The organism is Paenibacillus sp. SAF-068, assembly GCF_051967555.1.
Taxonomy (GTDB): domain Bacteria; phylum Bacillota; class Bacilli; order Paenibacillales; family Paenibacillaceae; genus Paenibacillus.
Genome location: NZ_JBQCJX010000001.1, coordinates 849,059 through 861,979 on the forward strand (window position 1 = coordinate 849,059; position 12,921 = coordinate 861,979).

Annotated in this window: 11 protein-coding genes; 5 read left to right on the top strand and 6 right to left on the bottom strand. The window is 46.1% G+C overall.

Going from position 1 to position 12,921, the window contains the following annotated elements:
* Positions 1-126: 126 nt before the first annotated feature.
* From ACTHPG_RS03820 to ACTHPG_RS03835, 4 genes are all read right to left on the bottom strand, one after another.
* Entirely contained in the window at positions 127-1,107 is a 981-nt protein-coding gene (locus ACTHPG_RS03820) for an alpha/beta fold hydrolase (RefSeq protein WP_440387826.1), read from the bottom strand.
* 42 nt (positions 1,108-1,149) lie between these two features.
* Entirely contained in the window at positions 1,150-2,127 is a 978-nt protein-coding gene (locus tag ACTHPG_RS03825; RefSeq protein WP_440387827.1) for a type I phosphomannose isomerase catalytic subunit, read from the bottom strand.
* A gap of 189 nt (positions 2,128-2,316) precedes the next feature.
* The gene (locus ACTHPG_RS03830; RefSeq protein WP_440387828.1) at positions 2,317-2,901 is read right to left on the bottom strand and encodes a class I SAM-dependent methyltransferase; all 585 of its coding nucleotides are present in this window, start codon (positions 2,899-2,901) and stop codon (positions 2,317-2,319) included.
* Entirely contained in the window at positions 2,902-3,855 is a 954-nt protein-coding gene (locus ACTHPG_RS03835; RefSeq protein ID WP_440387830.1) for a TIGR01212 family radical SAM protein, read from the bottom strand.
* Positions 3,856-4,173: 318 nt separating this feature from the next.
* Between ACTHPG_RS03835 and ACTHPG_RS03840 the strand changes: the two genes are divergently transcribed.
* Together ACTHPG_RS03840 and trmB are read left to right on the top strand one after the other, a co-directional pair.
* The gene (locus ACTHPG_RS03840; protein ID WP_036610190.1) at positions 4,174-4,374 is read left to right on the top strand and encodes a hypothetical protein; all 201 of its coding nucleotides are present in this window, start codon (positions 4,174-4,176) and stop codon (positions 4,372-4,374) included.
* A 152-nt stretch (positions 4,375-4,526) separates the two neighbouring features.
* Positions 4,527-5,282 (top strand): tRNA (guanosine(46)-N7)-methyltransferase TrmB, encoded by a 756-nt coding sequence (gene trmB, locus ACTHPG_RS03845; RefSeq protein ID WP_440387831.1) that lies wholly within the window; start codon positions 4,527-4,529, stop codon positions 5,280-5,282.
* Positions 5,283-5,413: 131 nt separating this feature from the next.
* Here the strand turns inward: trmB and ACTHPG_RS03850 are convergent, their stop codons facing one another.
* The gene (locus tag ACTHPG_RS03850; protein WP_440387832.1) at positions 5,414-7,666 is read right to left on the bottom strand and encodes an AraC family transcriptional regulator; all 2,253 of its coding nucleotides are present in this window, start codon (positions 7,664-7,666) and stop codon (positions 5,414-5,416) included.
* A 408-nt stretch (positions 7,667-8,074) separates the two neighbouring features.
* Between ACTHPG_RS03850 and ACTHPG_RS03855 the strand changes: the two genes are divergently transcribed.
* The 3 genes from ACTHPG_RS03855 (at position 8,075) to ACTHPG_RS03865 (ending at position 11,593) form a co-directional block, all read left to right on the top strand.
* Entirely contained in the window at positions 8,075-8,980 is a 906-nt protein-coding gene (locus tag ACTHPG_RS03855) for an ABC transporter permease (protein WP_440387833.1), read from the top strand.
* A gap of 96 nt (positions 8,981-9,076) precedes the next feature.
* On the top strand, positions 9,077-9,940 hold the full coding sequence (locus ACTHPG_RS03860; protein ID WP_370511436.1) for a carbohydrate ABC transporter permease: 864 nt from the start codon (positions 9,077-9,079) through the stop codon (positions 9,938-9,940).
* A gap of 99 nt (positions 9,941-10,039) precedes the next feature.
* On the top strand, positions 10,040-11,593 hold the full coding sequence (locus ACTHPG_RS03865) for an ABC transporter substrate-binding protein (protein WP_440387834.1): 1,554 nt from the start codon (positions 10,040-10,042) through the stop codon (positions 11,591-11,593).
* 139 nt (positions 11,594-11,732) lie between these two features.
* Here ACTHPG_RS03865 and ACTHPG_RS03870 read toward each other — a convergent pair whose 3' ends face one another.
* Positions 11,733-12,884, bottom strand: coding sequence for an MGDG synthase family glycosyltransferase (locus ACTHPG_RS03870; protein ID WP_440387836.1), 1,152 nt, complete (start codon positions 12,882-12,884; stop codon positions 11,733-11,735).
* Between the last annotated feature and the right edge of the window lie 37 nt (positions 12,885-12,921).

Consider the following 12,921-nt stretch of genomic DNA (forward strand, 5'->3'; position numbering starts at 1 on the left):
CCATAACGTTTGATCATGGCTATTATTCATATCGCTTAACAAGAAAACCCCTGAACTGGAGTGCAGCGTGAGCTGTACATCCGTTTCAGGGGTTTCTTTCTTTAGCTATATTGTTCTCTGAATCTATTATACAGAGTCAGCCGTCTCAGTAGGGCTCATATGACTATGGTCGGTATTCGAGTCAGGGGTATTGCGCTCTAGCCAGTCCACAACGTGCTGAGCCACTTCGGTTCGGTTGATCTCATGCAACATTTCGTGGCGCCCACCCGGATACAGGCGATACTCAATATTCTCCAGATGAAGCTTCTTATACTGGGATACCAGATTAAGAACGCCTTTGCCATGAAGTCCAACAGGGTCCTTCTCACCTGAGAACAGATATACGGGTTTGTGTTTGGGGATGCACTCCATATTGTGTGGCAGATGAACTTCGAGCAGTAATTTGAAGAAGTCGCGGAAAAAGCCTGCTGTACAGATTGCTCCGCACATGGGATCATCAATGAATCGCTGAACCTCTTGTGAGTCCCGGGACAACCAATCAAACGGTGTTGTCGCTGGGCGGAAAGAGCGGTTAAATCCACCAAAGACAATCGCGTTAAGCAGCATGCTGGGATGAGTAGCACCCTGAATGCCGCATTGCAAGAAGGCGAGCTTCTCTCCGAACCGGAGCAGCCCGCGTCTGCCGTTTGTCCCGGATAAAATAAAGGCATGGTACTGCTCGTGACCAGCGTACATAAGATGTTGTACCAAGAATGAACCCATGCTATGTCCCATTAGAAAAAGGGGCACCCCAGGGTTCTCCTTGGTGGCTACTTCGCCCAGATTAATCATATCACTTGCCATCCAGCGGAAGGCATCGATACCAGCATTGCCGAGTAACTTGGCATTCTCCACAGTTTTGCCATGACCCCGATGGTCATTGGCATAGACCGCATACCCATTTTGGGTAAGAAGGCCTGCAAATTCGGCGTATCGGGCTGCCGTCTCGCCCATCCCATGTGCAATTTGCACTACACCTTTAACGTTACATTCCGGATCGGGAAGCCAGCGGTACACATGAATACGGGTACCTTCACTAGCGATCAGGGCAAAGGTAGATTCCTGCATCTCGTGTAATTCCTCCTTCAACAGGTTACATATAAACTTGATTTATGGCAGATAAGAGCGAAGAACTGTGGTATTCCCGTTCAATGTATAAGTACCCAGATTGGCTGGCAAGAGATAACATTGGCCGGCTTTCAATTCAATGCGGTCTGATGCAGCATGTGCCCACTCCAAAGTTCCTTCTCCTTCACATACAACGAGAATCGTGAAGCTGTCAGGGTTTGTGGAGAGTTCCCAACGTTCAGTTACAATCCCTTTTTCCACCACAAAATAAGGGCATTCCGCAAGCTTGAGCCATTCACCGGGAGTAGTGTTATTGGTTTTCATCGTTGAGGCACCTGCACCCCCATAGGCAGTGACATTCAATGAGTCTTCCACATGCAACTCACGTGGTTTGCCATCCAGCCCTGGACGATTGTAATCGTATATCCGGTACGTTGTATCCGAGTTTTGCTGAATCTCGGCGACAACAACACCTGCACAGAGTGCATGTACCGTTCCGGCAGGGATAAAGAACGTATCACCAGCTTCCACAGGTACCTGACGAAGGGTATCCATCACCGTACCGTTCTCCAATGCTTCTTTCAAGGTTGCCCGATCAACGCCTTCATTCAAGCCGTAGATGATGTGTGCGCCCGGTTTTGCGTCGAGTACATACCACATTTCTGTTTTGCCAAGCTCGCCAGGAGGAAGTGCCTCATACTCGTCTGTCGGATGAACCTGAACGGACAGGTCATCGTTGCAGTCAAGCAGCTTGATCAGAAGGGGGAAACGGCCGCCTTTTTCGGAAACGCCTTTGGTTCCAAGCCATTCAGTGCCCAGTTGTTCACGAACTTCATCCAGACCCTTGCCAGCCAGTGCTCCATTTAATACCTTGGTTGTACCGTTTGGATGATCTGCAATCATCCAGCCTTCTCCGATATGTCCTTCAGGGGGCGTAAGGCCGAATTGCTCCAGCGCACGACCGCCCCACACACGTTCTTTGAATTCAGGTTGGAATTGTAATGGATATGGCGTAGACATCAGTAATCTCTCCTCTAGTATATGAAATGATGGATCGCTTTAATCAGTCATGGCATGTGGTCGCCATGAGCAAACAAGTGAATACGTTTGCATATGTATATTTAGAACACAGATCGCAGTAAGAAGGAGCCGTTAAATAGCTCGCCTTGCGATTGTGTCTAGTTTATTGTATTTGGTGAACAAAGGAAATTATTTTTTCTCGATGCCGATCAGAAAAGGAGAAGTTTCCCGCTGCAATTGGCGATACAGTACAACCTGTGCCTGTTCTACCGGCAGGGCAGAGGACCATACCAATACGGCTGACGCTTCCTGTGCGCCTCCGTCATGACCGGGGTAGAGTACAACCGTAATGATGCCGCGAGGACGTAATAAAGCGAGTGCTGCCTCGAGTGCAGCGATTGTGCTGTCAGTCTCGGTGATGATGGAGGAATCTGCATTTTCTGAAGGCAGGTACCCCAGATTAAACATGACTGCACCAACCGCACCATGCCATGACTCAGGCACCGCTTCTGCCATTCGATCATGGCTGAGTTGAAGCATGGAGATGGACCCAAGCTTGGCTTCGTCATCTTGTTTTCGAATGCGGGCCTGTGCCAGCGTGAGGGCTTCACTTTGAATATCGAATCCTATGACTTGACCACGCCTGCCTACTTGTTGTGCCAAAAACAGCGTGTCTGCTCCTGTACCAACCGTTGCATCTATGGCCAGATCACCAGGCTGCAGACGGGAAGCAATCCACTGATGAGCACAGCTGAGAACCGAAAGAAAGCCCATCTATGCTCGCCTCCAATACTTACCTTGCCAGGTATCCCGCTCTCGCAGCTCACGATCAATGGAGTTCAACACTTCCCATTTGTTCATGGACCACATCGGCCCGATCAGCAGATCACGCGGTGCGTCGCCTGTAAGACGATGTACAATCATTTCCGGTGGGAGCATCTCCAGTGTATCTACGATCAGCTTGATATACTCGTCCTGATCCAGAAAACGTAAAAGGCCGGCTTCGTATTGCTTCACCATTGGTGTTTTGCGCATCAGATGAAGCAGATGAATCTTGATGCCCTGTACATCCATATTGGCGACTGCCCGTCCAGTATCCAGCATCATCTCATGCGTCTCTTGAGGCAGACCATATATGATATGTGTGCAGACACGTATATTTCGTTGGCGCAGTTTCTCAACTGCCTCTTCGTAACACTTCGTGTCGTGCGCCCGATTAATCAATGTAGATGTGGAGTCATGGATTGTTTGAAGCCCCATCTCAACCCACAGATAAGTACGCTCATTCAGTTCAGCCAAGTAATCAACAACATCGTCTGGCAAACAATCCGGACGTGTAGCGATGGACAGGCCAACAACACCTGGCTGCTCTAGAATTTCTTCAAAATATTCGCGAAGTTCCTCAACGGGAGCGTACGTGTTCGTATAGGCTTGGAAATAGCCAATGTAATGGGCTTTAGGCCACTTGAGATGCTGTTTATCTCGGATCGTATTGAATTGGGTGACCAGATCTTCACGTCTGCTGCCGGCAAAATCGCCTGATCCACGCGCACTACAGAAGGTGCAACCACCTTTGGCAATGGAACCGTCCCGGTTGGGACAGGTGAATCCGGCATCCAGCATCACTTTGAAAACCTTGTTGTTAAATTGATCTCGCATCTCATAATTCCAGGTATGGAATCGTTTATCTCCCCACAATAGCGGGGGCTGTAAGGCAGGTGCATTCATTTTCAGGGTACTCCTTTGGCTGTCGAATTACAGTAATCATACGTGAACAAAAACAGAGGCGCTATGCGATTTCCGTCAATGCCGGTCGTTAGTGATTTTAGGTGTCTTCATGAACATTTATCATTGTATCAAAAAACTGAAAAAAAAGGGAAGCGAAACGCATAAATAGGCCGTAAAATCAACGTTTTCTGCTTGCTATAGTTTACACCTTGTGTTATATTTAAATCAACGTCAGACACCATCCAATGGGTATTATTCATCATAGCTTTTGCATCAACATTGACGTCATGGACCATACTATACCGTGAGGTGATATGAATGAATTCCCAAGTTAAAAACAATGAATTGAATCATGTGTCTGTTGAATTGACGGCAGAAGAAGCGCTGGCCTTAACAGGTGTTCGTTTTAATGGCAATCCGAAAGTGAAAGCGGCTGCAAGACAGAAAGTTCGCGATGCTTTCGAAAAGACATTTGATTTTTCACACCAAGATAAGGTAGACTATGAACTACTAAAGTAGTTGGACCCCAATTCCAAATAAATCGAAGAGGGAATCTTTGAGATTTGCCCAAAGTGGCAGATCCGAAGATTCCCTTTTCATTGCTCTTTACAATTTGCCAGTTCTTCGGCAAAATAAGTCTGAGACAAGTATGGGACAAACGGAGGAATAAAATGCGTTTACGTGGCAGAAAAGGGATAAGAGAAAATCTGGAGCAACAAGTTGATCTTGTTGTACTGGACCCCAAGCAGCATAAAGGAAAATGGTCTGAACTGTTTGGCAATGACCATCCGATTTTCGTGGAATTTGGTATGGGTAAAGGTCAATTTATCAGCCAAATGAGTTATAAATATCCGGAATTTAATTTCATCGGTATTGATATGTATGATGAACTGGTGCGTCGTGCCAGTGAGAAAGCTCGTAATGCGTGGAGTCAGGCTGATGTGGAGACACCTCCGAACCTGAAACTTGCGTTGGCTAATATTGAACAGATCGAGGACGTTTTTGAGCCGGAAGAACTGGAGCGCATTTATTTGAACTTCAGTGATCCTTGGCCAAAAGCAAAGCATGCCCGTCGCCGGTTGACGCACCCGCGCTTCCTGAAGAAATACACGGAATTGCTTAATCCCAAAGGACAGATTCATTTTAAAACCGATTCGGAGACATTGTTTGATTTCTCGCTCAACGCCATTGCCGATTTTGGCCTGCAAATGACCAATCTTTCATTGAACTTGCATCGTGATGGCTTGAATGAAGAACATGTGATGACCGAGTACGAGCAGAAATTCATGGGTAAAGGCATGAACATTCACCGGGTTGAAGTGATTGTTGGGGAAAAGGCCCTGCGTGAGTATCAGCAGACACGTCTGGACAAGTATAAAGTCCGCGAAGCAACAGATGAGTCTGGTGAAGATCAGGATCAGGACTAGAATTGAAATCTAATGTTTAACTCATTATAGAAGAGCGACACATGAGGGGGAAGGTTCATTCTCATAGGTCGCTCTTTTTTTGCATGAACAATCAATGTGCAATGCTCCATACATTCACGTCCGGGATGATTTCAGAAGTTCTCTGAATGAAACTCTTTGCGGCGATAATCATTTGGAGTAACACCGTTGAACTTTTTGAACATGCGATAGAAGTATGAACTGTTGGTGAATCCGGTTCTCTCGGCTATATCAGCAACAGAATTCTCTGTCTCTACCAGCAAATGCTGAGCTTTAGCTATACGGGTTTCGTTAATCACGTCCGTGAGCCCCTTCAGGGTGAGCTGTTTGTAGAGCCTGCTTACATAGATGGGCGACATGCTAAGCTCATCTGCAATAGAGGTTAGACATAGGTTGGGGTCCGCATAGTCGCGCTCAATAATGCCGTTGATTTTACGAATCAACTCTTCGTGCTTCAGTGTACGCTTCTCCTCGACTTTGGAACCAAGCTCATCAAACATACGATAGAAGTGTTCATGTACTTCACCGATGTCTTCGGCGTCTTTGACAGGTAGCATTAGACCATCCGAGACTGAATCGAGCGTGAGTTGATTATTCTTCTTGAGGGTATTTCGGACATGGTTCAATGTCATCGTCAGATGGGATAAGGCTAGCTGGAAGACAGTGAAGGGATATGCGGCTGTTTCGCCGACGATATCTGCATAGACTTGTTTTGCTTCTTGCGTCTTACCTGTCATTAGATGATCGACAAGCTGTCTTTCCTTACCTGCCGGGAATGCGTACTCCTTGGCGTGATAAGCCATGATGTCAGAGGTATAGATCAGACAGCCCGGTCCCATGAACAGACGATGCAGGGAAGCTTCTGCTGATCTGGTGTAGGATGCGATACTGTCTTCCAATGAATCTTCTTCCGTGCCAATTGTACAGGAGATGGAGCATTTCAGATGGGTCATTACAGCAGCCTGCATCATGCGCAGCAGCTCTTCAATCCGGTGATCAGCAGGTTGCTCAAGTTCCTGGTATTCCGCTTTTTCATTGAAAATGAGTGTGATCAGATCACCGCCCATATCCACAGCTTCCGCATTATAGTGGAGGTCGGCTGTCTCGGTGCAGATGTTCATCATGGCGTATTTTACAAGCTGGGTCTCATCACGATACGTTTCGCAGAATTCGGTAAAATGGTCAATACGCAATAATACGAGTCTGGATACACGCTGAACATCAATGGAGGAACCATAGAATTTCATCCGTTCTTCCAGCATCCCTCCAGTTACTGTTTCACGACCCTGCAAGGCCCCTCGCAGAAAATCCTGCCGTAACAGATGAAGACTGCCGCGTCGCTCTGCTTCCATCACACGTAAACGAACAAGCACCTTATCAATAGGGTGATATAGTTTTCGAGACACAAGGTAAGAGAGCAGTAAACCTGCGAAGAGAAGCCCAACACAGAACAGAACCGTATGTGTGCGCATACTCCGTATATCTGAGGTAATCAGATCATAAGGTGTTATTCTCACATAACGCCAACCCAGGTCATCGGGAGCCGTATAGGTGATGAGTGATTTCTCGCCATCGACCTTCTCGGTAAAATAAGTTGAATGCGCCGTATCCTGCATAATCGGTTTCATAAAAGCCTCACTGGAGAGATTTTTCATCAACGCACGGTCACCAAAGTCTGATAATAGATCCCCATCTTCATTCACGATAAAGGTCCTGCCGGGTTGATCCGCAGCGTTCATATTCGGACTGAGCCAATCATCCTTGATATTAACAATGACAGCATAGTTTAGTTTCGCATTGTCATTGATCGTGTCATAACAGAGATAGGTGTAGCTGTTCACCTCAGTTGCTTCAGTAGAACCGACCTGATATGTGCGCGGGATGGGGACAAAGGGTTTATAGTCATGAAAGCTCTGGAGGATGCTTGTAATTCCCTGATCGTCGATCTCCGAGATGGATTGCTGGCCGTTACGCTCGTTGGAACTGATGAAGAATTCATTGTTTTTAGAGTTATAGACATAGATGGATTCAATAAAGGGGAGGGACATGCGGTAGTTATCGAGCTGCTCCATCGCTGATGTAATCTCATAAATATTTGGTTTGGAATACAGCAGTAATGAAGAGATAGTGTAGTCCTGATAAATCTGATATGACAATGATTTTGCAGTCTCGGTCATTTTGGCCACTTCACGGCTGGTTTGTGTAAGACTGTTCATATCTGTACGATACACCTGGCGAAGAGCAATCCGATTATAGTTGACATACAAAATAGATGATGCCACAAGCAAGGTAGCGACAGTACTGATAATAATGCCGATCAGAATCCGTGTGAAGACCTTCTGACTGTCCTCCGAACGTTTACGCATTCTTCTTCCCCCTCGAACCTCCTGTTTTGGGTGAACAACTTAGAACTTCATATACATGCACTAGACTTCATATCTGGATAAGCAGAAGAACAAGAGTAACCTGAATTATATATTATGTATGCGTTTACATCAATGCTGGACAGGCCATTTTGCTTGTTTTATCTACATAAAGTTCAACTTTCGCTGGATTGTTCACTAGGTGCAGCCTATGCACGATATCAACATTTGTGAACGGATGGGTGTGGATGTCTGTTCATTTCATCGTTCGTTCGTTTTGTTCATAGTTCATTTCGCAGAATCGTTCATTTTCTGACGGGAAGCTTCAGTATCCGTGAGCGAGGAGTGCATCTACAATAAAAAGAGAGCTCCACCACGCAGCACCGCAAGAAATTCGGGAGGGATCGAGCCATGCTCAAAGAATTGAACAAAAACAAAATCATGTTTCTGATGCTGTTGCCCACGCTGATCTTTTTTCTGATTAACTCGTATTTTCCGATGGTCGGTATCTATTATGCGTTTACCCGGTATGACTTTGAAGGCGGATTATTTGGCAGTCCATTTGTCGGTATGGAGAACTTTAAGTTCCTATGGCAATCCGGAATGCTGCTGAAACTCACAACCAACACCGTGGGTTACAATCTCGCCTTCATTATATTAGGAAACGGACTGGCGATCTTCTGTGCGATCATGCTTAGCGAGATCCGGGGCAGGTTATTCAAAAAAATCACGCAATCCGTCATGTTCTTGCCGTATTTCATTTCCTTTGTACTGTTGAGTGTAATCGCTTACAACATGTTCAACTACGAATCGGGTTTTGTGAATACGGTGCTTAAACGTTTTGAAGCCGGCCCGGTCGACATTTATAACACACCCTGGATCTGGGTGTTTCTGATCATCATCTTTTATCTATGGAAAAATCTTGGATACAGCATGGTCATCTATCTGGCCGCCATAACGGGTATCAGTGACGAGTATTATGAAGCCGCCCGGATCGACGGAGCCAATATATTTCAGCGGATCTGGTACATTACGGTACCGATGCTGAAGCCAACTTTTGTCATCCTGCTGTTGTTCTCGCTCGGTAGCATTATGAAGGGGCAGTTTGACCTGTTCTATCAACTGATCGGCAACAACGGAGTACTGTACAACGCTACAGACATTATTGATACGTATGTGTACCGTTCACTGAAAGTAACGTTTGATATCGGAATGGCAACGGCTGCAGGTCTGTATCAATCCTTGTTTGGATTCATTTTGATCATGACTGTCAACTATATTATCCGCAAAGTAAATGAGGACTACGCCTTGTTCTAGAAGGCCCGCAGGGCAGGAGGGAGAACAATCATGAACACGCCAATGAATACTCACACACGTACGAATACGCATCTAAGAGATTCGGAATTTACTCTCATGTTTCAACTGATTTCCTACAGTTTCATCATCATTTTATCCATTATGTGCCTGTTGCCATTTCTGCTTATTCTATCCGGTTCATTCAGCAGCAACGAGTCCATTGTGAGGGATGGCTATCACCTCTTTCCAACGGACTTCTCTCTGGAAGGTTACAAAATGGTGTTCAAATTCCCGACCCAGGTACTCAAGGCTTATGGGGTAACGGTCTTTACAACGGTGGTGGGTACTACGCTAGGGCTGTTTCTCATCACAATGGCCGGATTTGTGCTCCAGCGTAAAGACTTTAAATATCGGAATACATTCTCATTTTTTATCTACTTCACAACGTTGTTTGGTGGGGGACTTGTCCCTTGGTACATTATGCTGGCAAACTACTTCAATCTCACGGATACGTACACCGTACTGATTTTCCCAGGATTAATGACGCCATTCCTCATTATCCTGATGAAAAACTTCATTCGTTCGGCTGTGCCGGATGAGTTGATCGAGTCTGCCAAGATTGACGGAGCCAATGATTTCCGCATCTATTTCAGCATTGTGTTGAAACTGGCGATGCCTGGGATCGCTACTGTAGGTCTTTTTCTGGCATTGGGTTACTGGAATGACTGGTTTACCTCATCCCTTTTCATTAACAATCCGGATATGTACCAACTTCAATTTTATCTCTATAACACGATGAACACGATTACCTTTATTGACCAGATGGCGATTGGCACAGGAATCACGTTAAGTCAGGATGTGCCTACTGAATCAACCAAAATGGCGATGGCGATCGTTGTGACGGGACCGATTTTGTTCCTGTATCCGTTTGTACAACGTTACTTTGTCAAAGGTCTTACGATTGGTGCAGTAAAAGGTTAGAACGTAAACGCGCTCTGGATTCAGGCTGTTGGCATTAACGCAGGTCTGAAACATGGCGAGTCTGCGCTAACATATAAAGGTTCACCACAAAAAGGGAGGATGCGTATGCGTAACAAAACAATTCGGCACCTGTCTCTGGTACTTGCCCTGATGTTATTCGCCGGGGTGCTTGCCGCATGTAACAACGGTTCGGGGGGATCGGCGCAAGGAAGTGAGCAGGGAGGAACATCCGATAACAAAGGCGAGAAAGTAACGCTGCAATTCTACATGCTCGGGGATGCTCCCAAAGATCTGCCTGTCATTGAATCTGAGATCAATAAGCTGGCAGAGGCTGATCTGAATGTCAATGTGAAGTTCAACTACACCTCCTGGACCGACTGGGATCAAAAATATAAACTACTGCTGTCTTCCGGACAGCCAATCGATCTGATCTTCACAGCGGATTGGACTTTCTACCAGTCCTATGCCAAGAAGGGCGCGTTCCTGGCACTGGATGAAATGTTGCCCAAAGCAGCACCAGCGCTGAAAGCACATGTCCCTGATGATATGTGGAATGCTGTCAAAATCAATGACAAAATCTATACGGTGCCATCCACTTGGATTGAGTATGTAACCGAGGGGATTGCGTACCGCGAGGACTTGCGTGAGAAGTACAATCTTCCCAAGCCAGAGTCGCTCGAGACGCTCGAAGCGTATCTGGAAGGCATTAAGGCCAACGAACCCAATATGATTCCGATTGCGGATAGCAATGCCAATCATACGCATGGTATCCGTCAATTGACATCCAAGCTGGTTAATACAGCGGGTCAACTTCCATATGGACTGGATATTATGTATGACACACCTTCGACCGTGACTTCCTACTGGGGTTCTGCGCAGCATCTGGAAGATCTGAAAACATATAAACGCTGGATGGACAAAGGATTTTTCCCGAAAAACGTACTGAATGTAAAAGATACTTCCAATTCATTGCTGCAAAATGGAAAAGCGGCGGTTGTTCTATCCGGGGAAAACCCGAACAAATTTAATGCAGACGTAATCAAGGTGCAGTCGACGCATCCAGATTGGAAACTGGCTTATTTCCCTTACCCGAATGCGAAAGGCTTTGCACAACCGGTTCACCCGATCCACAACGGTTTTGCGATTCCTCGTAGCAGTAAAAACCCGGAAAGAGCACTGGCATTTTATGAGAAGCTCGTGACAGACAAACGATATAACTGGTTAACTGAATACGGTGTTGAAGGAAAAAACTTCGAGGTAGATAATGGATACTACAAAATGGTCGGCGATGCTCAAACGAACGGCTTCCCGCGTGAGGGCATGAATGGCTGGGCATGGCGTAATCCGGAATTCATGCTCTACGACAAAACCTTTGATGATGTCCTGACCATGTTCGAAAATCTGGACAAAATCAAGAAGCCGGATATTTATACCGGATTTGCTGAAGACTGGACCCCGTATCAAGCCGAGAAGGCTGCATTGGAACAAGTGGAAAAACAATATTTGTACCCACTTAATGTAGGTTTGGTGGCAGACGTGGAAGCTGGATTGAACACATTTATGGAGAAGGCCAAACAAGCCGGATTGGAAAAAATTCAGGTCGAATACACCAAGCAGTGGCAGGAGTATTTGAAGTCAGCAGGCATTCAATAGTTTGTACTTTCCTTCATAAAGAAAAGGTGCCCTCATAACCGAAGGCACCTTTTCAATGTGTATGCAGGCTTGTTTGAAGCCGTTGATTAGAGGCATATTGGAGGAAGATTGCGAGAAGCAACAACCTGTTGGGATAATTTTATAAGCGGGCCTCTTCTGCGGATGAAGGACGAACGTCCTCCAGCAAATCGATAATGCTTTGAGCGCTCTCCATCGGATGAAGCTTGGCGATTTCCGCCAGATGGCGTTTGCGTTTACGTACGACATCCGGGTAGTGATGCAGCAGCTTGTTCATCCATTTAACCACGACATCGAGCGAAGTGATGGGTTCTCCCAAACCTCTTGCGGTAAAATAATGGACGTTTTCTTCTTCCTGACCAGGTATAGGGTTGTGAAACAACATTGGAATTCCTTTGGCCAAGCCTTCGCTGCATGTCATTCCCCCAGGTTTGGTGATCAGCAGGTCGGATACTTCCATTAATTTATCAACTTCGTTGGTGTACCCGATAATATGAATATTTTCTTTACGATACATGGGGTTTTGTTCCATGCTAATTCGTGCTTTGTCATTGCGACCCAGACAAAAAATGATCTGGATCTCTTCATGCCAGCGCGTCAGCAACGGATGAACCAGCTTATCGCTAAGCATTCCCCAACCACCGCCCATCACGAGTACAGTGGGCATGTTTTTGAGGTTGAATTTGCTTCGGACCTCGTCTCGTCCGGGATGTTCCCAGAAGTTCGGATGCACCGGAATACCCGTGACTCGAATTTTGTCTACAGGTACGCCACGCAGCAATAGTTTGGACTTAACCTCATCTGAAGAAACCAGATAAAGATCTACTTCACGGTTAATCCATGTCCCATGTGCATCATAGTCGGTAATGACTGTGCACAGAGGAATCTGGGCACCCAGCCGTTTCAGCCTGGATATGACAGCACTTGGAATTGGATGGGTACAGACGATTGCATCGGGACGTAACTGACGCACAACACTGCGTGTATGGGTATAGAACAGTTTATGCAGCGCGAGTGTTGTGAGCCGGTTCAATGATTTTTTATATTGGTGTCTGTATACGTACCCGACAAGTTTGGGTTGGTTGGTAACCGTTTTTTTGTATGCTGTTATAATAAGAGGTGCAACCTTGGGGTTTAAAAAACTTCCAAGTTCCAGCACTTTCGTCTGCACGTCTGGCGATAGCTTTCTCAAATTGCTGGACAATGCATAGGCGGCTTGAGTATGACCCGTACCGAAGCCTTCAGATAATAGTAATACTCTTTTTTTCTCCACGCTTACTTCACCTGTTCCTGCTAGGTTTTTCTGAGTC